At 43.0% G+C, this 23,604-nt stretch carries 21 protein-coding genes; 15 read left to right on the top strand and 6 right to left on the bottom strand.

Annotated elements, in window-relative coordinates; all coding sequences use genetic code 11:
• Positions 1-65 precede the first annotated feature (65 nt).
• The 3 genes from purE (at position 66) to P3L37_RS05100 (ending at position 3,018) form a co-directional block, all read left to right on the top strand.
• Complete coding sequence (gene purE, locus P3L37_RS05110) at positions 66-581, top strand: 5-(carboxyamino)imidazole ribonucleotide mutase (protein ID WP_004913545.1); 516 nt, start codon at positions 66-68, stop codon at positions 579-581.
• Positions 581-1,663, top strand: a complete 1,083-nt coding sequence (purK, locus tag P3L37_RS05105; protein ID WP_109912076.1) for a 5-(carboxyamino)imidazole ribonucleotide synthase — start codon at positions 581-583, stop codon at positions 1,661-1,663. Before purE ends, purK begins: the two co-directional genes overlap by 1 nt.
• 116 nt (positions 1,664-1,779) lie before the next feature.
• Positions 1,780-3,018: a CynX/NimT family MFS transporter gene (locus P3L37_RS05100; protein ID WP_004913552.1), complete on the top strand. Its 1,239-nt coding sequence runs from the start codon at positions 1,780-1,782 to the stop codon at positions 3,016-3,018.
• 127 nt (positions 3,019-3,145) lie between these two features.
• Here P3L37_RS05100 and P3L37_RS05095 read toward each other — a convergent pair whose 3' ends face one another.
• From P3L37_RS05095 to ybbA, 3 genes are all read right to left on the bottom strand, one after another.
• Positions 3,146-4,516 carry an esterase-like activity of phytase family protein gene (locus P3L37_RS05095; protein ID WP_272667434.1) on the bottom strand — a complete coding sequence of 457 codons (1,371 nt, stop codon included), beginning with the start codon at positions 4,514-4,516 and terminating at the stop codon, positions 3,146-3,148.
• 411 nt (positions 4,517-4,927) lie between these two features.
• Positions 4,928-7,375 carry a putative ABC transporter permease subunit YbbP gene (gene ybbP, locus P3L37_RS05090; protein WP_110732202.1) on the bottom strand — a complete coding sequence of 816 codons (2,448 nt, stop codon included), beginning with the start codon at positions 7,373-7,375 and terminating at the stop codon, positions 4,928-4,930.
• On the bottom strand, positions 7,372-8,058 hold the full coding sequence (ybbA, locus tag P3L37_RS05085; protein ID WP_004913560.1) for a putative ABC transporter ATP-binding protein YbbA: 687 nt from the start codon (positions 8,056-8,058) through the stop codon (positions 7,372-7,374). Before ybbA ends, ybbP begins: the two co-directional genes overlap by 4 nt.
• Here ybbA and tesA point away from each other — a divergent pair.
• The 5 genes from tesA (at position 8,026) to P3L37_RS05060 (ending at position 11,916) form a co-directional block, all read left to right on the top strand.
• Positions 8,026-8,667 carry a multifunctional acyl-CoA thioesterase I/protease I/lysophospholipase L1 gene (gene tesA, locus P3L37_RS05080; RefSeq protein WP_272667435.1) on the top strand — a complete coding sequence of 214 codons (642 nt, stop codon included), beginning with the start codon at positions 8,026-8,028 and terminating at the stop codon, positions 8,665-8,667. The two genes, ybbA and tesA, sit on opposite strands and share 33 nt — an antisense overlap.
• Before the next feature lie 78 nt (positions 8,668-8,745).
• Entirely contained in the window at positions 8,746-9,549 is an 804-nt protein-coding gene (locus P3L37_RS05075) for an SDR family oxidoreductase (protein ID WP_198634978.1), read from the top strand.
• Positions 9,550-9,624: 75 nt separating this feature from the next.
• Positions 9,625-10,482, top strand: a complete 858-nt coding sequence (locus tag P3L37_RS05070) for a co-chaperone YbbN (RefSeq protein ID WP_004913567.1) — start codon at positions 9,625-9,627, stop codon at positions 10,480-10,482.
• Positions 10,483-10,495: 13 nt separating this feature from the next.
• Entirely contained in the window at positions 10,496-11,440 is a 945-nt protein-coding gene (locus P3L37_RS05065; RefSeq protein ID WP_109912071.1) for an SPFH domain-containing protein, read from the top strand.
• The gene (locus P3L37_RS05060; RefSeq protein ID WP_004913573.1) at positions 11,437-11,916 is read left to right on the top strand and encodes an NfeD family protein; all 480 of its coding nucleotides are present in this window, start codon (positions 11,437-11,439) and stop codon (positions 11,914-11,916) included. Before P3L37_RS05065 ends, P3L37_RS05060 begins: the two co-directional genes overlap by 4 nt.
• Here P3L37_RS05060 and cueR read toward each other — a convergent pair.
• Positions 11,870-12,280, bottom strand: a complete 411-nt coding sequence (gene cueR, locus P3L37_RS05055) for a Cu(I)-responsive transcriptional regulator (RefSeq protein ID WP_004913575.1) — start codon at positions 12,278-12,280, stop codon at positions 11,870-11,872. The genes P3L37_RS05060 and cueR overlap by 47 nt on opposite strands.
• A 119-nt stretch (positions 12,281-12,399) precedes the next feature.
• On the opposite strand from cueR, the gene copA reads away from it, so the two are divergent.
• The 5 genes from copA (at position 12,400) to P3L37_RS05030 (ending at position 17,863) form a co-directional block, all read left to right on the top strand.
• Positions 12,400-15,333 (top strand): copper-exporting P-type ATPase CopA, encoded by a 2,934-nt coding sequence (gene copA, locus P3L37_RS05050; protein WP_110732203.1) that lies wholly within the window; start codon positions 12,400-12,402, stop codon positions 15,331-15,333.
• Positions 15,334-15,525: 192 nt separating this feature from the next.
• Positions 15,526-16,107, top strand: a complete 582-nt coding sequence (locus P3L37_RS05045) for an HdeD family acid-resistance protein (protein ID WP_004913580.1) — start codon at positions 15,526-15,528, stop codon at positions 16,105-16,107.
• Between the two features lie 156 nt (positions 16,108-16,263).
• Positions 16,264-17,067 carry a TraB/GumN family protein gene (locus P3L37_RS05040; RefSeq protein ID WP_004913582.1) on the top strand — a complete coding sequence of 268 codons (804 nt, stop codon included), beginning with the start codon at positions 16,264-16,266 and terminating at the stop codon, positions 17,065-17,067.
• A 21-nt stretch (positions 17,068-17,088) separates the two neighbouring features.
• Positions 17,089-17,562, top strand: a complete 474-nt coding sequence (ybaK, locus tag P3L37_RS05035; RefSeq protein WP_004913586.1) for a Cys-tRNA(Pro)/Cys-tRNA(Cys) deacylase YbaK — start codon at positions 17,089-17,091, stop codon at positions 17,560-17,562.
• Complete coding sequence (locus P3L37_RS05030) at positions 17,534-17,863, top strand: hypothetical protein (protein WP_071524548.1); 330 nt, start codon at positions 17,534-17,536, stop codon at positions 17,861-17,863. The genes ybaK and P3L37_RS05030 overlap by 29 nt, the downstream gene beginning before the upstream one ends.
• A gap of 60 nt (positions 17,864-17,923) precedes the next feature.
• Here the strand turns inward: P3L37_RS05030 and ushA are convergent, their stop codons facing one another.
• The gene (gene ushA / locus P3L37_RS05025; RefSeq protein WP_004913593.1) at positions 17,924-19,588 is read right to left on the bottom strand and encodes a bifunctional UDP-sugar hydrolase/5'-nucleotidase UshA; all 1,665 of its coding nucleotides are present in this window, start codon (positions 19,586-19,588) and stop codon (positions 17,924-17,926) included.
• Positions 19,589-19,846: 258 nt separating this feature from the next.
• On the opposite strand from ushA, the gene P3L37_RS05020 reads away from it, so the two are divergent.
• The gene (locus tag P3L37_RS05020; RefSeq protein WP_110732205.1) at positions 19,847-21,070 is read left to right on the top strand and encodes an MFS transporter; all 1,224 of its coding nucleotides are present in this window, start codon (positions 19,847-19,849) and stop codon (positions 21,068-21,070) included.
• A 286-nt stretch (positions 21,071-21,356) separates the two neighbouring features.
• The gene (gene ybaL, locus P3L37_RS05015) at positions 21,357-23,108 is read left to right on the top strand and encodes a YbaL family putative K(+) efflux transporter (protein WP_004913598.1); all 1,752 of its coding nucleotides are present in this window, start codon (positions 21,357-21,359) and stop codon (positions 23,106-23,108) included.
• 124 nt (positions 23,109-23,232) lie between these two features.
• Here ybaL and P3L37_RS05010 read toward each other — a convergent pair whose 3' ends face one another.
• Complete coding sequence (locus P3L37_RS05010; RefSeq protein WP_004913600.1) at positions 23,233-23,583, bottom strand: DUF1937 family protein; 351 nt, start codon at positions 23,581-23,583, stop codon at positions 23,233-23,235.
• Between the last annotated feature and the right edge of the window lie 21 nt (positions 23,584-23,604).

The following is a 23,604-nucleotide window of genomic DNA, read 5'->3' as shown; positions in this document are numbered from 1 at the left end:
ATGATCACCTTAATTCAATTTCCCCATCTTAGGGTCATGTTTTTTTCACTACAGGAAAGCACCAAATGACTGCCCAAGTTTCTGCTCAATCTGCGGCAAAAATCGCCATTGTTATGGGTTCGAAAAGTGATTGGACGACAATGCAGCACGCTGCTGATGTATTAAATGAACTCCAAATTCCTTTTCATGTCGAAATCGTCTCTGCGCACCGTACCCCGGATAAATTATTTTCCTTTGCTGAAAATGCGAAAAAAAATGGGGTTGATGTGATTATTGCAGGCGCTGGTGGTGCCGCTCATCTACCGGGTATGTTAGCTGCAAAAACCTTAGTACCTGTCTTTGGTGTACCAGTACAAAGCGCTGCTCTCAGTGGTGTCGACAGCCTATACTCCATCGTTCAAATGCCTAAAGGTATCCCTGTCGGCACACTAGCAATCGGTAAAGCAGGTGCAGCAAACGCAGCACTGTTAGCCGCTCAGGTATTAGCAATAAGTGATACTGCTATTTTCAACCGCCTTGCCGCGTGGCGTGAAGCACAAACCAATGATGTGCTAAACAACCCAGACCCGAGGGAAGCATAATGAAACCCGTTTGTGTGCTTGGTAATGGCCAACTAGGTCGCATGCTGCGTCAAGCGGGTGAGCCATTAGGTATCGCCGTTTTTCCTGTTGGGCTTGATGCAGAGCCGGAAGCCGTTCCTTATCAGCAAAGCGTCATCACCGCTGAAATTGAACGCTGGCCAGAAACACCTTTGACAAAAGAATTAGCTCGCCATAATGCCTTTATTAACCGTGATATTTTTCCACGTTTAGCGGATAGGTTCCCACAAAAAAGTTTATTTGATAGTTTGCAACTTTCCACTGCACCTTGGGCATTATTAGAATCCCCTGAACAATGGCCTGAATTATTTGCAACTTTAGGCGATTTCCTCATTGTAAAACGCAGAACTGGCGGCTACGACGGGCGTGGTCAATGGCGTGTTCGCCCTGGTGATGAAAAAGACTTACCCGCTGAAATTTACGGTGAATGTATCGTTGAACAAGGCATCCCTTTTGATGCGGAAGTGTCTGTCATTGGGGCCCGAAATGCAGAGGGGAAATCCGTTTTTTACCCAATTACTCATAATTTGCACCAAGAAGGTATTTTGCGAACGAGTGTAGCCTTCCCTAAGTCAACTAACCCGCAACAGGAACAAGCTCAAGCCATGCTCAGCGCGGTCATGGATGAGTTAGGTTATATTGGTGTGATGGCAATGGAATGCTTTGTCGTGGGCAATAACCTACTGATTAACGAAATTGCGCCTCGAGTACATAATAGCGGCCATTGGACACAAAATGGCGCATCCATTAGCCAATTTGAGTTACATCTACGTGCCATTTTAAACCTGCCAATGCCATCACCTGAAGTGTATAGCCCTGCTGTTATGGTCAATTTAATTGGTACGGATGTAAATATAAACTGGTTAAATTTCCCCCTAGTTCACCTTCACTGGTATGAAAAAGAGGTGCGCCCTGCTCGGAAAGTGGGCCATTTAAACCTTTCTCATCGCGACTGCAATCAATTGTCTGCAACACTTGCTGCTTTAGTTCCACTTTTACCAAATGAGTACAAAAGTGGCATTGAGTGGGCAAATGCAAAATTAGACTGGTACTCTCACCAATAAATAGGGAAAATAGCCCTATTCGATGCCCGAACCTATTTTCGGGCATTATGCTATTTACGCCGTCATCCAGAAAACAAATATCCTGATTTAAGGTGTGCGGCATTACTGGAGTCAATATGTCCTCGCAGCCTTTTAGTCCGTTTTATCAGTGGTGCATTCTTGTTCTATTAGGGCTGGTTTATTTTTTAGCCACTGCAACCACCTTTACATCTCTTGGTGTGGTTTTGCCTGAGATGATAAGTGAGCTCAAATGGAGTTGGAGTGAGGCTGGATTTGGTTTTACGCTACTGGGCTTAACTTGCGGGCTTGCGAGTTTTCTCCCTTCTCTACTGATCCGTAAAGTCGGTGTACGGGCCACTTTATTGCTAGGTACTAGTGTCTTTGTTGCGGGTTTTTATAGCCTTTATTCCACGCAAGCCATCAGCACCTATTTTTTAGGCACCGCATTAATTGGTATTGGTTTCACCTTACTCGCCACAGTTCCTGGGACTTACGTACTTTCACGGCTATTTGAAAAGCAATCCCTTGCCTTTGGGTTATATTTCACCATCGGGGGTTTGGGAGGCGTTGCAGGCCCTTGGATTTACTTTTACGCCTCAAACCAGTTAGGCTCTTGGCGTATGCATTGGGTTCTATGCGCCGTTTATCTGAGCATTGTCACGTTAATCACTATTTTTATGCTGCGTGAAGGTAAACAAGAACAAGAACACGCAAAAAAAGTGATGCAAAAACAAGTGAGTGATGCGAGTAAACCCATTTATCGCACTCCAGAAGTATGGACAGTCGGCAGAGCACTACGTACATGGCAGTTTTACTTAATTGCTGCAACTTATACCTCATTTTTATGGTGTGGTATTACCGTTAATAGCTTTGCTGTTGCCCATATTGAAGAGCGTGGTTTTGGCTTGACCGTGGCGGTTTCATTGTTAAGCACAATGGCATTTGTTAATGCATTCTCAAGGCTTATTGGTGGGGCCGCTGGGGAATGGCTAGAACCAAAGAAACTATTAATTGGTAGCCTAATTACCATGGTATTAGGTGTTATCTTCCTCAGTATTGCCACCTCATGGCTATGGCTAATCTTGTTTGTGTTATGCGTTGGCATTGGCTACGGCATGACTTTTTTGGCATCAAGTGTTTTGCTTTCAAATTATTTTGGCCGAGGCCCATACCTAGAACTATTCTCTGTGGTGAATTTAATTTCAACCGTTGCTTGTTTAGCGCCTTTTATTGCTGGTGCAATAAAAGATTTCACAGGGAGTTTCACCCCTGCATTTTTGATTATTGCTGCGCCTGTTGTCGTGATTTTAGGTCTTACCTTGATGATGAAGCCCCCTGCACTCAATCACAAATAAAAAATCCCGAGTGCTTAGCTCGGGAAAAATTAAAACCAAAGGGAAAACAAGTTTAAGACCAGATATTGGATCAAAACATACCGCTTATTTGTGCCACCGGAAAAATCAAAATGTGGCGCAAAATCAATTACGGTTTTAACAGCTCAGGAACTTTTAATAAGATAAATTCGTTATCATCCGCTTTATTTGGTTCACGACTGGATGAGAACGGGTAGTTATTATCATTGCCAACAATAATGTGTTCGCTATCAACCACATCAACGTTCTCTATGGTAAAGAATGGGAAAGTAAACACCCCGTCATTTAAGGGTTTTCTTGCCATATTGTTCGGGTCTTTGATATTCATTAAATCAATATAAGCCTGCTTATTTACTGGTTTGCCTATATTGTTATCTGAAAATTCAATACGATAAACACGCTTGAATTTAGCTAAATTACTAAAACAATTTTCAGTATTACTGCTTCCCGCCGTGCAGGCTTTATCTGCTGTACCTTCACCATTATCACGCTCAATGATTAGGCCGTGAGTATCATCAATAAGATTAAAATCACCAATGGCGTTTTGGTTATCTTCAAAGACATATAACCAACTTCTGCCAGTCCAATCTTGTTTTTTTACATCAAATTCAAGAATACGTGCTGCACGTTTGCCATCAACATTTTCATAATCTTGTTTGTCATCAAGCCAAATCGCCCCTTCTAGCATTGGATAGAGCTTAGAACCGTCTGGCGATGATGCCATACCTTCAAAACCTTTCGAACGGTTGACTTGGAAAGTCACTTTATCTGTGGGTTTGCCCGGTGTGGTGATTTGGTAGTGGTCAGGAGAAACGACTTTCTTTCCATCTACTTGCGTTTCAAACAAGGCTAATACCTTGCCATCCAAATCCATTTTGATTAAGTAAGGACCAAACTCATCACCAACCCATAAAGCACCATCCGCAAATTGAAAGCTTTCAGGATCAAAATCACTGCCTGTTAAATAGCGTTCTTTTGTACTTTCATTCGTAATATGAAAAGGGATAATTTTATCGGGATCATGGAAGAAAACCGTTTTTAATGGTGTCGTATTACCCGTTTGAAAATCAATGTCATATTGAGTGACATACAACATAGAGTCAGGAGAGTTTACTTTGTTGCCAAATCCATTATCAGTTAAAACCCAGTAAGTACCATCCGCCATGCGTTTGATACCCGAGTGCCCTTGACGTGGTTGGCCTTTAATTGGAATGTGCATTCCCGTTGGGCGATCTGCAGATTTACCTTCCACTTTCCCTAAACTATCTACACGAGCGCCTGTGGTAAATTTACCACTCACTTGCATGTCTGAAGGTGCATTTTCAGGTGTAGCGACAGTGGAATTAACCGGAAGAATGGAGTGACCCGCTAATGTAGCTGGCACTTCTTGTTGAGCAAACCCAATGATGCTAAATGAAATTAAACTAGCCAATAAAGATAACGAGCCCAGTTTACGTTTAATAGAATAGTTATTCTGCATTATTATGTTTCCATTTTAAGGCTATCAATAATTGATGGCGGAATCATAACGTTGATGAATGAAGCTTTTATGAAGGATTGGAGACAGTTATTTTACTGAAAAACAGGTTGTTTTTAGAATATTCAATAAATAGGGGTATCAAGGTATTCCCCTAATACCACATACTCTAAATAATTCGAGTTGCAGCTAGGCGACAAGTGAAGATAGACCGATGAGCATACAAAAGTCTATGACCCGGCTATCTTAGTGCAGTCAACACCCATACGGCTTGAAATATAACGAGTATATACTCTAAATAATTCGAGTTACAGCTAGGCGACAAGTGAAGATAGACCGATGTGCATACAAAAGTATGTGATTCGGCTATCTGAACGCAATCAACAACGCTGCAACTCGAAGTATGACGAGTATTTAACTATTAGGTAAACGACGGTGCTGATTACCCGTCCCTAATAAACGCAGTCCTAACCACCCACCGCAAATAGACAATAAAATTGCCGCGCACAAAGGCAATAATACCCACATACGCCATTCAGGTTGCCATGGGAAATCAAACACTTTACTTTGCAACAGCCACAATGCAATTTCTGCTCCAAAAGCTGCGGCAAGCCCAGCCATTAAGCCAAGTAATGCAAATTCGCTCCATAGCGTTCTACGCATTAATTTTTTGCTAGCGCCTAATGTTCGATATACCACAAGCTCCCGCTCTCGCTGGCTCATCCCCACTTGAATTTGAGCCAATAATAGCAATAACCCACAGAAAATAACCAGTACCACCATAACTTCAAGAGCTTGGCTAACTTGCTGAAGAATTTGCTGAATTTGGGTAATAATTGCGCCAGTATCGAGCACATTAATTGTCGGGTAATGACGGCTAAGTTGCGTCAATAGCTGCCCATCACCGTCATAGTGGAAGCTGCTCAGCCAGGTAGCCGGCATTTGAGAAAGACTTTCTTCAGAGAAAATAAAATAGAAGTTCGGTCGCAGGCTCTCCCAATCAACCGTACGAATACTACTGACTGTTGCACTAAAGACCTGAGCCCCTGCGTTAAATGTTAGTTTATCGCCTAATTTCAATCCGAGCTCTTTGACAACCGTTTGTTCGATCGAAACTTCTCCCGCTTTCGGTGGCCATGTCCCTTCGTCAACCACATTAGCTGGCGCTAAATCAGATTGCCAAGTTAAGCTCAATTCACGTCGCACCGTATTATTATTCGGATCACGTTGATCTGCCCATTCAATCGCTGACTGGTCATTAATATCGGTTAAGCGCGCTAACACCACAGGGTTGAACTCTGTTGGCTTGACATCAAACTCAGCCAATAACTTGGTAACAGGTTCAAGCTGTGACTGGTTCATATTAATTAAGAAATAGTTCGGGCTATCTGCGGGTAACTGTTGCTGCCAGCGATCAAGCAAATCACCACGTACTAAAATTAGCAGCGCCAATAACATAAATGATAGCGAAAATGCACTCATTTGTGTGATGGTTTGTAACGGCTGGCGCAATAGGCGACTAACGGATAAACGCAAACTTAATTGGCGAAACTTAATATGACGTAGCCCCCATAAGCCTACCCAACCAATCAGCGCAAGTAGAATGGCCACCACGACAATACCCGCTAAAATTGACCATAACAGAGGGTTTACGCCAGCAAAAATAAATAACCCACCAACCACAATTAAAATAACAATTGGCAGATAATAATACAGCGGCCAAACGGGTGATTTGGCATCTTCACGTAATACCCTTGAAGGCTGGGTTGCCATCAGTTGGTAATAAGGGCGACTGCCAACAATAATAGCAATAATGAATAATGTACCGATTGCCCAAACCCAAGGCATTAAACTCGCAGGTGGCAATTCCTTCGGCAACATAGCCCCTAAGATTTGCATTAAAATGCCTTCAAAAGCCAAACCTAATAATGAGCCGAGTAAAGCCGCAGCGATTAAAATCACTAACCACTGCCCAATAATCCACTGACGTAATGCGCTACGCCCTGCTCCTAGAGTTTTTAATACTGCGATTAGTTGATGACGGCTGCGGCAATAATGCGTCATTGAAACCACGACCGCAGCAATGGCTAGCAACAGTGTTAATAACACTGATAGCAATAAAAATTGTTGAGCACGTTGAAACGTTTTCCCTACTGCGCCGTTATCTTCGCTTAATGTATACCAACGTTGATCATTTCGCAGATCTTGCTCATATTTTTGTTGAAATGCATCAATCAGCTGACGATCACCGGCAAACATGTCGCGATACGTTAATCGGCTGCCTACTTGAATAGCCCCCGTTAGTGGCGCATCTTCAATCGCTATTAATACTCTTGGAGCAATCTGGAACGGGTTAAATCCGCTGTCGGGCTCTTGGATTAATTTACCCGAGACTTTTAGCGTTGCATCTCCGATATCAATGTTATCCCCTACATTGAGGTTCAATAATTCTAATAGCCGCGGAGCGACTAATATTTCCCCTTTTGTCGGGGTTAACCCAGCGGGTTCAGTGATAAGCTCGCCATATAATGGATATGCCTTATCTGCAGCTTTCACTAACACCAATTGTGGCCGAGCGTCTTCATCTTCTGTCGCATAAGCCATGGTAGAAAATGATATTTGTTGGCTGAGCGCTAAGCCCTCTTTTTGGGCTTCCTGTAACCATATAGGGTCGCTTGGATGAGAAGAGCGTAAAACTAAATCCCCCGCTAACAACTCACGGCTTTGGTAGCTCATGCTATTTTCAATGCGATCGCTAATTCGCCCTAAAGCCAATACACAGGCAACTGCAAGAGTAAGCGCAAGCCAAACAATCAATAACGAGGGTGTTTTCCATTCACGCCAAAACCAACGCCAAATCATGCTTCTTCCCTCAACTGCCCATCAACCAAACGCAAACGACGTTGGCAACGCGCAGCTAGCTCGTTATCGTGAGTAACCAAAATCAAGGTTGTTCCATGCTCTTTGTTCATCGCAAATAATAAATCTGCAATTTTATCCCCTGTATGGCGATCGAGGTTACCCGTTGGTTCATCAGCAAATAAAATCTGAGGGCGGCCATTAAAAGCTCGAGCAAGTGCAACGCGTTGTTGTTCCCCCCCTGACAACTGTGGTGGCATGTGTTTTAAGCGATCTTTTAAGCCTAAATCAGTCAGTAAACTCGCCGCGTGTTGATAACTTTCAGACTCAGATTCGCCACGTAGCAAAGAAGGAAGTTGCACATTTTCAATGGCATTTAAGGTTGGGATTAACATAAAAGATTGGAACACAAAACCGACACTTTGTGCCCGTAAACGTGCCCGTTGCTCTTCATCCATTTTAGTGAGGTCTTGGCCTAATAAATTAACCGTTCCACTGGAGCCGTCATCCAACCCCGCGATAATCCCTAACAAGGTTGATTTCCCCGAACCAGACTCCCCAATTAAAGCAATTGTTTGCCCGGACTCGACAATTAGCTCAACACCTTGCAATATAGTCAGTTCATGTTCACCTTGGCCAACACGTTTAATGAGATGATGAACTTCAAGAATATTATTCGCCGACATATATTGGTATTTCTCCTGTTACTGGCTGCAAGTGGGCACGCACTTGCGTCAACTAAGCTATTAATCTTAGGTGATAGCCTAAGTGCAGGCTACCGTCTACCGGCTGAGCAGGCTTGGGCCTCTTTGCTTGCCGAACGTTGGCAGAAACTTTCCCCACCCGTTGCTATTATTAACGGTAGTATTAGTGGGAATACCTCTGCGCAGGGGTTAGAACGCCTTTCCATGTTACTCGAACAAAACAAACCTAACTGGGTATTGATTGAGTTAGGTGCAAATGACGGCTTACAAGGTCTCCCAGTAGAACAACTTGAAGCTAATTTACAACAGATTATTAAGCAAATCGTGCAATCCGGTGCGAAACCGCTCTTAATGCAAATTCGTATTCCACCTAACTATGGAAAACGTTATACGACAAGTTTCGAAAAAGTCTATCCGAAATTGGCGCAAAGTAATCAAATTCCATTACTGCCATTTTATATGGAAACCGTGATAACTAAGCCTGAATGGATACAACAAGACGGTATTCACCCGACGGTTGAAGCCCAGCCATCCATTGCTGATTTTATGGAAAAACAACTTTCTGAACATATTTTACCGTCTAGTCAATAAAACAGACGTTAAACAAGGGGATTAAAACGCTCTTTTATACCCGAAATAGATTCAGTTGCATGAAACCAAGGTAAAGTTATGCAAACATCAGCACGAAACAAAAAATCAGTCCTAGTCACAGGTGCTTCAAGCGGTATTGGCTTTTGTGCTGCACAAACACTTCGCCAGCGTGGCTACCATGTTATTGTTGCCTGCCGTAAAGAAAGTGATATTTTGCGCCTGAAAGAACAGGGTTATGACACCGTCTCCCTTGACCTCGATGATAAAGATAGCATAGAAACAGCGGCTCAAACGGTGCTAACACTCTGTAATCATCGCCTTTACGGGTTATTCAACAACGCCGGTTTTGGGGTGTATGGGCCATTAAATAGCGTCAGCCGCGAGCAACTCGAAGCACAATTTTCCACTAATTTTTTTGGTGTTCACCAGTTAACTTTTTTGCTATTACCCGCCATGAGCGCGCACCATGAAGGCCGAATTATCCAAACCAGTTCGGTAATGGGGGTGATTTCAACCCCCGGCCGTGGCGCTTATGCAGCCAGTAAATACGCACTGGAAGCATGGTCTGATGCCTTACGCCTAGAGTTGGCAGGAACGGGGGTAAAAGTAAGCTTAATTGAGCCCGGCCCTATTCATACAGCATTTACTCAAAATGTTGAACAAACTCAAAAAGATAAGCCTGTTAAAAACCCAGGTATTGCCTCACGTTTTACCTTAACACCGGAACATGTGGTAGAAAAATTGATCCATGCGTTAGAAAGCCCGCGCCCAAAAGTACGCTATTCTGTCACGTTATTAACTGTCGCTGTGCGTATCTTAAAGCGTATTTTACCTGACAAAATAATGGATAAAATACTGGCAAATCAGGGGAAAAAAGCTTGAAAAAAGCAAAATCAGCCCCATTTTATTACCATCGCCCAAAAATTCTATTGATAACAAATTCAAAAGAGACTTCTTATGTTTGCTAACGCTCAGATAATTGATATTAACGAAACCAACCTACACCAAGTCATTGAACAATCAATGAACTTACCTGTCATGTTTTACTTTTGGTCACCGCGTAGCCCTCATTGCCAAGATTTCGGTACTATGTTGGAAAAAATTGCCAACGACTACGCAGGGTCATTTATTTTAGCTAAAGTTAATTGTGATGAAGAACAAATGATCGCCAGTCAGTTTGGCTTAAAAGCGATCCCTACCCTGTATGTGTTGCAAAATGGTCGTCCTGTTGATGGCTTTGAAGGGCCACAACCCGAAGAGGTCGTACTGGAAATTTTATCTCGCGTGCTGCCAAGCCCAGAAGAAATGAAAGCAGCACAAGCCGCTGAATTAATAGCAGAAGGTAAAACACAAGAAGCGCTACCATTGTTAAAAGAAGCGCATCAGCTGAACCCAAAAAATAGCGAAATCACATTATTGTTGGCAGAAACCCAAATCGGTTTAAATCTTGTTGATGACGCACAAGCTACCTTAGAAGCAGTCCCATTACAGGATAAAGACAGCCGCTACCAAGGTTTAATCGCACAAATTGAATTATTAAAACAAGCTGCGGACACCCCTGAAATTCAGCAATTGCAAGATGAATTCAATCAAGATCCGCAAAATACAACGTTAGCTGTTCAATTAGCCCTAAAACTGCATGAAGTGAACCGCAACGAAGAAGCGCTGGAAATGTTATTCGGCTTTTTACGTACCGACTTGGGTGCAGGTGACGGCGCAGTGAGAAAAACTATGATGGACATTATGTCTGCCATGGGAACCGGTGATGCCATTGCCAGTAAATACCGTCGCCAAGTATATTCATTACTTTACTAATTAAGGGTTAAATATGGACTTGTTCGCCTTTGGTGCAATACCGATTATCATTTTTGTCGCTGTCGTTATTGTTTTTACCTGTGTTAAAACAGTACCGCAAGGCTTTCAATGGACAGTTGAGCGCTTCGGTCGCTATACCCGTACGTTACAACCAGGCTTGCATATTATTGTGCCATTTATGGACAAAATTGGCCGTCGTATCAATATGATGGAACAAGTCCTTGATATCCCATCCCAAGAAGTTATTTCTCGCGATAATGCCAACGTCACTATTGATGCGGTCTGCTTTATTCAAGTCGTTGACCCAGTACGTGCGGCCTATGAAGTCAGCAACCTTGAGCTTTCCGTACTAAATTTAACCATGACGAATATTCGTACCGTATTAGGTTCCATGGAACTAGACGAAATGTTGTCGCAACGTGATTCCATTAATAGCCGTTTATTACACGTGGTGGATGAGGCAACTAACCCTTGGGGTGTCAAAATTACCCGTATCGAAATTCGTGATGTGAAGCCACCAAAAGAATTAATTAGTGCGATGAATGCGCAGATGAAAGCTGAACGTACCAAACGGGCTGATATTCTTGAGGCTGAAGGTATCCGCCAAGCAGCAATTTTAAAAGCTGAAGGTGAAAAACAGTCACAAATTCTCAAAGCTGAAGGTGAACGCCAATCCGCATTTTTACAAGCCGAAGCACGCGAAAGAGCTGCGGAAGCGGAAGCAAAAGCAACACAAATGGTATCTGAAGCGATTGCCGCTGGTGATATGCAGGCGATTAACTACTTTGTGGCGCAAAAATACACCGATGCACTGACCAGTATTGGTTCTGCCGAAAACAGCAAAGTCATCATGATGCCATTAGAAGCCAGTAACTTAATGGGCGCAATTGGTGGGATTACTGAGCTAATCGGTGAAAGCAAGAAAACCGGTGCCATAAAAAAACAGGTAAAAGAATGATAGAGCTTATCAGTGCTCAACCCGCATGGTTTTGGCTGTGTCTTGGTGGGCTATTGCTGATTGGTGAACTTCTTGGTACCGCAGGCTATCTTTTATGGTCGGGTATTGCTGCGGTGCTTGTTGGGGTTATCGTTTGGGCTCTGCCATTCATCGGTTGGGAGTGGCAAGGGATCTTGTTTGCCATTTTTACCGTTGTCTCTGCTGTGTTATGGCGCAACTGGTTGAGGAACAAGCAAAAAAATAAGGCAGATAACGTCAATCAAATCAGTCATCAACTGATTGGTGTGAAAGGCCGTTTGTTGTCAGATACCGAAGAAGGCTTTAGCCGAGTACGCCTTGCAGATGGTAGTTGGCGCGTGTATAGCGACACGCCATTAAGCGCCAACACAGAAGTGGTGGTCATCGCAGTAGACGGTATCACCTTGCAGGTTAAACCTTCTCATGATGACAACACCCACGTGCCAAGTGGTCAATAATCGGGCAATCTGCGCCATCATCCCCAGGGCATACGTCCACGAGCTCTTGTAATGTATCTCGAATGGCAGACAATTTAACGATTGTCTGCTCTATTTCATTTATCTTAGCTATCGTTGTCGTCTTTACATCAGCACTATGTCGGGTTGGGTTGCGAAATAAACCTAATAGTTCGCCACATTCATCCAAGGTAAAACCCACATCTTTTGCCTGTTTTAGCAACACGAGTTCGTTTAGATGGCACTCCTGATAATAACGGTAGCTATTTTCCCCTCTTTCAGGTGGTGTAATTAGCCCTTTGTCTTCATAAAAACGAATAGCTTTTGCAGTTAGCCCCGTTTTTTTGGCAATTTCACTAATATTCATAATTCCTCTTGACCTTAACCTTGCTGGAAGGTGTAACCTTTGTTCATTGTCGAATTATAGACCTAATTGTAGATAAAGTTATAGACCCAATACATCAAACGGGTTTTGGAGGCTGCAAAATGAGTAACATGATTATTTTAAAATTACAGGGGCTAAGCTGCATGCACTGTGTCGGCTCAGTCACTAAAGCGCTCGAAGGGCACGGTGATGTCACTAACTTAAAAGTCACTATCGATTATGCCGTAATGGAAAGTGATGCCAATGTGGCTGACTTAATAAAAACCATCGTTGACGCAGGTTATGAAGCTGAAGTGGCTACAACCCCTGATATCGAGTTACAGCTTTCTGGCCTCAATTGTATGAAATGTGCAGGTAAAACACAAAAAGCACTCGAAGAGGTTGATGGCGTTGCTGCTGCCGTTGTCGATACCACCAGCGCCAAAGTATACGGTTCTGCTGATGCACAAGCGTTAATCGCCGCTGTTCAACAAGCGGGTTACAACGCAGAACTAGCTCAAACAAAAGCGATCACTTTAGCCCTTTCGGGTCTAAGTTGCATGAAATGTGCCGCTAAAACACAGCAAGCACTAGAAGCAGTCGATGGTGTTGAAAGTGCAACTGTCGATACCCAAACCGCTGTTGTCCAAGGTACGGCATCCGCAGAATCCCTAATTGCTGCGGTTCAAGCCGCTGGCTACCAAGCAACTGTGGGTGAATCTCACCCAAAAACTGAGCCGCTGAGTACCACAACTGAACAGCCGGAAGCTGATTCAGCGGCAATCTGTGAGATCCCGGCACAAGAGTCTGATTTAGGTGAACAACCTGAAATTAGCCCAATGGATGACAGTGTGCAGTTACTGCTTGATGGCATGACCTGTGCCAGTTGTGTCAACAAAGTCCAAAAAGCCTTAAATAGCGTACCAGGCGTTGAAAATGCACGTGTCAACTTAGCTGAGCGCAGTGCTTTAGTCACCGGAACTGCTGAGCCGAATGATTTAATCGCCGCGGTTGTTAAAGCAGGTTATGGCGCGGAAATCATTCAAGATGAAGCTAAACGCCGAGAGCGCCAACAGGAGGTCGCGCAAGCCAATATGCGCCGCTTCCGCTGGCAATCAGCATTAGCACTTGCCCTTGGTATCCCTGTGATGGTGTGGGGGATGATGGGCGATAACATGGTGCTGACTGAGCAAAACCATACCATTTGGCTCACCATTGGTGTATTAACCCTTGCGGTCATGGTATTTGCAGGTGGGCACTTTTATCGAAATGCATGGCAAAGCCTAAAAAATGGCAGTGCGACCATGGACACCTTAGTCGCGCTAGGAACAGGGGCGGCTTGGCTCTATTCTATTGTAGTCAATATTTGGCCTGAATGGTTCCCAGACCAAGCCAGACACCTTTATTATGAAGCCAGTGCCATGATCATCGGTCTTATTAACCTAGGTCATGCCTTAGAACAACGAGCTCGCCAACGCTCATCCAAAGCCCTTGAACGCTTGCTAGACCTGACGCCGCCAACGGCCCGTGTTGTCACAGAACAAGGCGAAGTGGATATGCCGCTGGAGCAAGTCAAAAAAGGAATGGTTTTACGCTTAGCAACGGGTGACCGTGTCCCTGTTGATGGTGAAATTATCGAAGGCGAGGTTTGGTTAGACGAAGCCATGCTAACGGGTGAACCGATCCCTCAGCAAAAAAGCAAAGGGGATCAAGTCCATGCGGGAACTGTTGTACAAGATGGTACCGTACTATTTCGTGCCGCTGCTGTCGGCAGCCAAACGACTTTAGCGCGCATTATTCACCTTGTTCGCCAAGCACAAAGTAGTAAACCACAAATTGGCCAGCTTGCTGACCGTATTTCTGCTGTGTTTGTACCGGTCGTTGTGGCTATTGCCTTAATTTCAGGTGCAATTTGGTACTTTATTGGGCCTGCACCACAAATTACTTACGCACTCGTTATTACCACAACGGTATTAATCATTGCGTGTCCTTGTGCGCTAGGCCTTGCAACGCCAATGTCGATTATTTCTGGCGTGGGCCGAGCGGCTGAGTTTGGCGTATTAGTGCGCGATGCGGATGCATTACAGCAAGCAAGTGAGTTAGACACCATTGTCTTTGATAAAACAGGTACATTGACTGAAGGTATGCCACAAGTTACGGATATCCATGTAGTTAATGGGTTCGAACAAGACACCGCCTTACAGTTTGCCGCTTCATTAGAAAATGGTTCTAATCACCCACTGGCTCGCGCTGTTTTAAATCGCGCAAAAGGCTTAACACTGCCCGCTAATCAGCAGTTTAGAACCTTAGCAGGGTTAGGTATTAGTGCAATAATTGATGGAAAAACTATTTTATTAGGTAACCAAAAACTGTTAGCACAAAATAATGTTGATACCCGTGATATTGAAGAAACACTACACCAACAAGCCACTCAAGGTGTTACTCCCGTCTTACTGGCTGTTGATGGTAAAGTTGCCGCGCTGTTATCTATCCGTGACCCATTACGTGAAGACAGCATAAGTGCGCTGGCGCGGTTGCACAAACAAGGTTTCCGTTTAGTCATGTTAACCGGGGATAACCCAGTAACAGCTAACGCGATAGCCAAAGAAGCGGGTATTGATGAAGTGATTGCAGGCGTTATGCCAGACGGTAAATCCGCCGCAATTGAAGCCTTGCAAGCCAAAGGGCACAAAGTTGCAATGGTGGGTGATGGCATCAATGACGCCCCTGCTCTAGCCCGAGCTGACGTTGGTATTGCGATGGGTGGCGGCAGTGATATCGCGATTGAAACTGCATCCATTACCCTAATGCGCCAAAGCTTACATGGTGTTGCCGATGCGGTGTCTATTTCAAAAGGAACACTGCGTAATATGAAGCAAAACCTATTTGGTGCCTTTATTTATAATACGTTAGGTATCCCGATTGCCGCTGGTATTTTGTACCCAATAACGGGAACATTACTAAACCCTGTCGTTGCAGGTGCAGCAATGGCATTATCATCGATTACAGTAGTCAGTAACGCAAACCGTTTACTACGCTTTAAACCTGAAAAATAATAGCTTAAAGTGGGAGGAACTGATGTTCTTCCCACTTTTTAATGATTGATATTGTTCATCTCTAAACCTTCTCTCTACAACACTTCATTTTCATACTAATACTAAGTAAAAATTGTATTATCTTATATGTCATTAATATCAAGCTAAGTCTATACTAGTAAATAGTTAGTTATTTCATATTTGGAGAGCAAAATGCTTAATATTGATCGTGAAAAACTTGCCAAACTTGCGGGTGAAGAGTTTAAAAAACAACGTACATTTTTGGTGATATTATCCATTTTATTATTAGCGGGCGGAATTTTTTGTATCATCAACCCAATGATATCGGGTATCGCTGTCAGTACCGTACTGGGTGTGCTCCTGATTATTGGTGGCGTTGGCGCGATTGTGAGCATTCTAAGTACCGTGATCTATACCGGTTGGTCCCGACTGTTTGGTTTTATCATTGGTCTTATTTATATTATTGTCGGCTACTCTTTCATTAAAGACCCGTTGCAGAGCCTAGTCGCGTTGGCTATTTTAGTGGCGGCTTTATTTATCATCGGTGGGGTTATTCGGTTATATGTCGGCTTCCAACAAATTAGCTCAGCCGGCGGCTGGTTACAAATCATCATCGGGCTGTTAGATTTCTTCATTGCTTATTTACTCATCGGTAATGGCCCAATTACATCAATTACTTTACTGACAACCCTAATTGGCATCGAAATGGTGTTTAGTTCCTTTAGTTTATTCACGTTGCTCAGTGTATTTAAAGGTATTAGTAAAAATAATTAATCCTATCATGCCCCTTAATAGGGGCATTTTTTTACATTATTTCACCTCCACGATGACACCAATCGGCTAAAAAATGCGTAATCGACGATGAGCATTCGCAAATTGCGGTAAGATTGTTTACCCTAAGAAAATGAGAAATAACGCAGGAACGAAATCGTGGGTAACTTGTTTGAAAATTTAAAGAATTGGCTTCATACAGAAACTGCTCCGGTTTACCCTTACCCTGCTGTTGATATTCGGCTATCAAAAAAACTGAAATTGCACATTGTGGGTAGCATTCACATGGGAACAGAAACGATGTTTCCTTTGTCTGCCACATTATTAGACAAACTTAATCTCGCAGATGCCTTGATTGTTGAGGCGGATATCACTGAAACCCACTCTCCATTTCCTAGCGATGATATCGCTGAGCTTCTTCCTGTTGAACAACGGCTAACTCGCGATGAATATCACCTTTTTCAACAATATTGTTTAGAGCTCCGCCAATCCCCCGAGCGTTTTGATACCTTACCCTCATGGCAAATTGCCCTGATTTTGCAAGCGACCCAAGCCCAAGAACTCGGGCTAAGAGGCCACTATGGCATTGACTACCAACTTATCCGTAATGCGCAATCACAACTCAAACCAATTATTGAACTAGAGGGCACTGCCTCTCAAGTTGAATTGCTGCTTTCTTTGCCTAATAATGGGTTAGCGTTATTACAAGACTCGCTGAACCACTGGCGTGCAAACGCGCGCTCGCTACAAACGATGATAGGCTGGTGGTTAGACTACCAACCCAATAATCGTACCGCTTTACCCAATACCTTTAGCGAAGACATTTATCAGGTATTGATGAAGCAACGAAATGCGAATTGGAACGAGCAGCTTAGATCACTCCCTGATGGTAACTATGTGGTCGCCGTTGGTGCGTTACACCTGTTTGGTGAAAATAGTCTGGTAGAATATTTGCGAAACTAAGTTATAAATAGAAGGCTCAAAATGACCCCAGCCGTAAAATTACTCGAAAAACAAAAAATTTCCTTCACATTACACCCCTACGATCACGACCCAAATGAAAGTAACTTTGGTGATGAAGCAGTACGAAAACTTGGGTTAGATGCCAAGCAAGTGTTTAAAACCTTATTAGTCGCACTCAATGGCGATCAAAAAACATTAGCCGTGGCCGTAACACCTGTTTCAGGGCAACTAGATTTAAAACTGGTTGCTAAAGTGTTTAAAGTCAAAAAAGTTGAAATGGCAGACCCACAAATCGCTCAAAAAACAACGGGGTATTTGCTTGGGGGCATTAGCCCATTAGGTCAAAAAAAGCGCTTACCAACAGTCATTGACGACCAAGCTCAGCAATATGCCAGTATGTTCGTTTCAGGTGGAAAACGTGGTTTAGATATTGAACTTGCTCCTAACGATCTCGCCAAAGTACTGAATGCAACCTTCGCTGAAATACGTAAATGATATTAAACCCGTGACAGTCGCAGCGACGATTGAATGGTTATCGTCTCAAGAAGGTGGTAGGCAACAGCCGCCAGCAATTGGGACTTATTATGCTGTTGCTCGTTTCAGCCTCAAACCCGATGAATCTTGGAGTGTGATATTCCAGCTAGCGTTTCATTTACGCAATAGCCATAATCGACAAATAAGCCGAGGAACTGTGCGTTTTCTTGTTGATCATGCGCCTCATGAATATTTATTACATTATCATTCATTTGATATTTATGAAGGCCCTCATTTAGTCGCTCATGCTTTTTTGCTCTAAATAATGACGATAAAAAGCCCCACCGCGAGCGGTGAGGCTTTCAAGGTAATAATGATTTAATTATTTATTATTATAAATAATCTCACCTTTTGGTTCATAATCTGCCGCTTTCAGCGGGGAATGTTTTTCAATATACCCTTTGAGCACTTCCGCATCGACAAAGCCGGTATTAACGTAGTTAGGATGGTTGTCAATTTTCGGGTAACCGTCACCACCAATCGCATTGAAATTCAACGTTGCCATACGATAAGTTTTGGCTGGGTCAACAGGCTTACCATCAATTTTGACATCACTAATCGTGCCATCTTTATTCAGCGTTAAGTTCACGTTGTAGAACTGGCCATACGCACCTGCATCCGGTTTCATATTCGCAACTGCGGTCAGGTATGGGATAACTTCATCCCCTTTGAAATCGACATAAACTAACTCATTAGCAAACGGCTGAACCTTGAGCACATCTTTATAAGTGATATCGCCACTTTCGATAGAGTCACGAACACCGCCGCCGCTCATAATCGCAAAATCAGCCCCTGCGCGTTCTTTTTGTGCGGCTAACAGAAGGTGCCCCATATTTGTTTGCACAAAACGCACTTTACTGCGATCACCTTCAAGTTTACCTTCAACTGAGCCCACTTTAACACTCAATTGCTTGTCACCTTTTTCTTGATAAGGTGTCAATAATTTCATCATATCAGGGTTATGAGCAATTTCTTGCGTATAATAAACACGCTCGCTAGTCCCATCTTCTTTTGTCACTTTTTTCTTCAAGTTAATTGGGATTAACTGGTAGTGTTTCAGCGTAAACTTGCCATTTTTAAATTCAAAATCTGCACGACCAACATATTTACCCCATTCATGGGCTTGCACAATCCAAGTTCCATTTTGGTTATCTGGCGCACACGGTGTACCTGGTACATAATCCTCTTGTTTGTAGTTTTTCTTTTCTTGAGACATACAAACAGGGTCTTGTGAGTGACCACCCACTATCATATCTAAATAGCCAGCAGGTAAGCTGCGCGCCATTTCTACATCGCCCGGAGCATTTGAACCATGATTACCATCATCATAGTGCCCCATATGAGTTGCTGCGATGATAATGTCTGGTTTTTCTGTTGCGCGAAGCTCTTCAACCACTTTTTTGGCTTCGTCCGCAGGCACACGGAATTCGACATCAGGGAAATTGGCAGGGTTACCGATACGCACTGTGTCGTCGGTTGTCAGCCCCATAACAGCAATTTTCACACCTTGTTTATCAAAGATTTGGTAAGGTTTGAAAAGGCGTTTACCTGTGCTGCTTTGATAAATATTGGCAGATAAAAACGGAAAAGTTGCCCATTTTTCTTGCTGACGCAACGTCTCAAGTGGGTTATCAAACTCGTGGTTCCCTAATGCCATTGCATCGTAACCGACTAAGTTCATTCCTTTAAAATCGGGTTCTGCATCTTGTAAATCAGACTCTGGTACACCGGTATTAATATCACCACCAGAGAGCAGTAAAACACTGCCGCCTTGTTTAGCGACTTCGTCACGAATTTCATCAACTACCGTTTTTTGCGCCGCTAAACCATATTCACCATGGTCGTTATGCCAGAAGTGGCCGTGATGGTCATTGGTATGCAAAATGGTAATATTGTATGTTTTGTCTTTTTCCCACGCATTTGCCATAGTTGCGGGTATTAACGCTAACGATACCGTTAATGCGCATGCCTTAAATGCAAACTTCATACATTTCTCCCTGCTGGTATAGGAATTTTTATACAGTCATATTAGATTATAGTTTGTCACTACCTGCTGTCTTATAGCATAAAAATATGAGCAGGATTTGATACCTATTGCAGAATAAGAAATTCGTTTCATAAAAATGAGATCGCCATCAAATAATTTACGAACACTAGTTATTCACGTGATTTATTTATTTATTTAAATAAATTGTATTTCAGTTATATTGATAACAATTATGTAACACATAAAGTTGATAATGACATGAGTGAGCAAACCACAACACCCAACAACCCAAGCCCGTCAAAGCCATTAAATAAAACAGGGAAAACGGTCTTTAGTATCCTAACCGCGATCAGTGTCTCTCATTTACTTAATGATATGATCCAGTCACTAATCTTAGCGATTTATCCTTTATTACAATCTGATTTTTCACTGAGTTTTGCCCAAATCGGGATGATAACCCTTACTTATCAGATTACTGCATCACTGTTACAACCGATTATTGGCTACTATACGGACAAACATCCACAACCTTATTCCTTGCCAATAGGAATGAGCTTCACGCTAACGGGGCTAATCTTGTTAGCGATGGCAGAAACTTTCCCGACCATATTACTTGCAGCCGCATTGGTTGGAACCGGTTCTTCTGTCTTCCATCCTGAATCTTCTCGTGTGGCGCGTATGGCTTCAGGCGGTCGTCATGGTCTGGCGCAATCCTTTTTCCAAGTCGGTGGTAACTTAGGTGCCTCCCTTGGGCCACTACTTGCAGCACTGATTATTGAACCATACGGAAAAGGCAACATTGGTTGGTTCTCGCTTGCAGCCCTGCTTGCGATTGTTATTTTATTGCAAGTTAGCAGCTGGTACAAACAACAACACCGCGCTGCAAGTAAGAAACCACTCAATTCAGGGAATGTTAACGTCTTACCACGAAAGACAATTATTGGCTCTTTGGCGGTACTGTTAATTCTGATTTTTTCAAAATACTTTTATTTGGCGAGCATCAGCAGCTATTACACCTTTTATTTGATCGATAAGTTCGGTGTTTCTGTGCAAAATGCGCAAATTCATTTGTTTGTTTTCTTATTTGCCGTAGCCGCTGGTACTATGATTGGCGGGCCAATAGGCGACAAAATAGGGCGTAAATACGTTATTTGGTTCTCAATCCTTGGAGTTGCACCATTTACCTTAATTTTACCCTATGCATCCCTCTATTGGACTGGGGTACTTACCGTCATCATTGGTATGATTTTAGCCTCCGCATTTTCGGCTATTTTAGTCTACGCACAAGAGCTGATCCCCGGTAAAACCGGCATGGTATCAGGGTTGTTCTTTGGATTAGCATTCGGTATGGGAGGTGTTGGTGCGGCAGTTTTAGGCCATATCGCAGACCAGACCAGTATTGAACAAGTTTATCATTATTGTGCTTTCTTACCATTACTTGGGATTTTTACAGTATTGCTACCAAATATTGGTAACAAATAGATTTATTTTCTTATTTTACCCATACTTACCTAAAAATAAGTATGGGTCTTTCCTTCCATAATCTCGATAAATTTCAGATAAAAATCTCACAAACACAAAGCTTGTAACGATTTAGCTCCTTTAACCTGCATTTTTTTTAAAAACATTTCATTTTTTTAAGGAAATTTATCTCAAAAAAAGTTAGAATATAAAAACATGCAATTTGCATTTTAAAATGAAGGCCTCATTTTAAAAGTCAACGGCATGTACCCACCTTTCTATTTTTATACTAACCAGAGGAGACTAAATGGAGCATTCAACGCCCTTAATCACAACCATTGTTGGTGGTCTCGCCCTTGCATATTTGTTAGGTATGATCGCACAGCGATTAAAAATTTCCCCTTTAGTTGGCTATCTTGCAGCCGGTGTCCTAGCAGGCCCATTTACCCCTGGGTTTGTTGCTGATGCAGCACTGGCACCTGAACTTGCTGAAATCGGTGTTATCTTACTGATGTTTGGGGTAGGCCTACATTTCTCATTAAAAGATTTACTTGCTGTTAAAGCCATCGCCATTCCCGGAGCTATTGCTCAAATCGCAGTAGCAACCTTACTGGGCCTTGGCCTGTCGATGTTATTTGGCTGGGGAATATTTACAGGCGTTGTATTTGGCCTATGTTTATCAACTGCCAGTACCGTCGTATTACTTCGTGCATTAGAAGAACGTCAATTGATTGAAAGTCAGCGTGGGCAAATTGCTATAGGCTGGCTGATTGTTGAAGACTTAGCGATGGTCTTAACACTCGTTCTACTGCCTGCGGCGGCAGCTATCATGAACACGGATGATGCCAGCTTCAGTGAGCTCGCATTAGGCCTTGCATGGACAATTGGTAAAGTTGTTCTATTCATATTTATTATGATTGTCGTGGGCCGTAAAGTAATCCCATGGATTTTATCGCGTACCGCATCAACAGGTTCTCGTGAGCTATTCACTCTTGCTGTTCTCGCACTCGCATTAGGCATTGCCTATGCTGCTGTGGCTATTTTTGATGCTTCATTTGCCCTTGGTGCGTTCTTCGCAGGAATGGTATTAAATGAGTCTGAACTCAGCCATCGCGCCGCACAAGACACTCTGCCACTACGTGATGCCTTTGCCGTACTGTTCTTTGTATCAGTTGGGATGCTGTTCGACCCAGTCGTATTAATTGAGCAGCCTCTGGGAATTTTAGCCGTTCTCGCCATTATCATTATTGGTAAATCCGCAGCTGCCTTGGTACTTGTTAGGATGTTTGGCCATTCACGACGAACCGCATTAACTATTTCAGTTAGTCTTGCGCAAATTGGTGAATTTGCCTTTATCTTAGCCGGAATGGGGTTAACCCTAGGTGTCATGGATAAAGACGCGCAAAACTTGGTGTTAGCGGGTGCAATTGTCTCTATTATGCTGAACCCTGTGTTATTTAGCTTATTAGATAAGTACCTTGAGAAAACCGAAACTATCGAAGAGCAACTGCTGGAAGAGACTCTGGAAGAGGAAACCCAAGTTCCTGTCGATATCTGCGGCCACGCCATCATCGTTGGTTACGGCCGAGTAGGTGGCATGCTTGCAGACAAACTGCGTAGAAGGGAAATTCCGGTTGTCGTTGTTGAAGATACCCGCTCTCGGTTTGAAGAACTTGCTGAAAATGGCTTTAGCGCAATCTTAGGTAATGGCGCCAATAGAGAAATTATTAGCCTTGCCCGTATTGAATGCGCCAAAACATTGCTCTTAACTATCCCTAATGGTTATGAAGCCGGTGAAATTGTCGCAACCGCGAAAGAAATGAACCCAGATGTCACTGTGATTGTTCGTGCCCATTATGATGATGAAGTCAGCTTTATTAAAGAACGAGGAGCAGACCATATCATTATAGGTGAACATGAAATTGCAAAATCCATGGCGACACTCATGTGCAATGATGTGGAAGAGTTCGGTTGTTCTATCGATGATATGATTGATGGTGACAATGATAAAAAAGGTGAAGGCAAAAGTTTAGATGATTATCTAAAACCCGCTCATTAACCTCTATTTCCATTAATAAAAAAAGGAAGCCATTGCTTCCTTTTTTATTACATTGAAATTTATACGCTTATTATTTCTATCCACTCTAGATAGTTTATCTTCGGTTTTTACTTTCCCTCATCGTTCACTCTAAATAGTGAGCGATAAACTCATCCCCAGTCCAAACTGGCAGCCCTTGGTCTTTAAAAAACTGAATTTCAGCTGCAACACCACCGCTTTTTTCCCAGCCAGGTAATGTCAGCACAATTAAACCATCACACCGCTTTAGAAATTCCATATCAATAGAAGACCATGCGACTTTTTGTCCTTGTGAGGCTAAGTATTGGTTAATTGGATGGGTCATTGTGATTTGGCTATAGGTAGCGATACCTTTAAGCGCCAGTTCTGCTGCAAATTTAGTGCATTCAGCAAAGCGCATTTCTACAACATTGCTATCGGGGTCTGAATAAGGGCAAGCAATAAAATAAAGGCTCATAATCTTTCCTAGGTGTTGTTA

The sequence above is a fragment of the Providencia sp. PROV114 genome (genome assembly GCF_032704305.1).
Classification (GTDB): domain Bacteria; phylum Pseudomonadota; class Gammaproteobacteria; order Enterobacterales; family Enterobacteriaceae; genus Providencia; species Providencia rettgeri.
The sequence above is the reverse complement of the archived record's forward strand: the minus strand, read 5'-3'. Positions and strand labels throughout refer to the sequence as shown.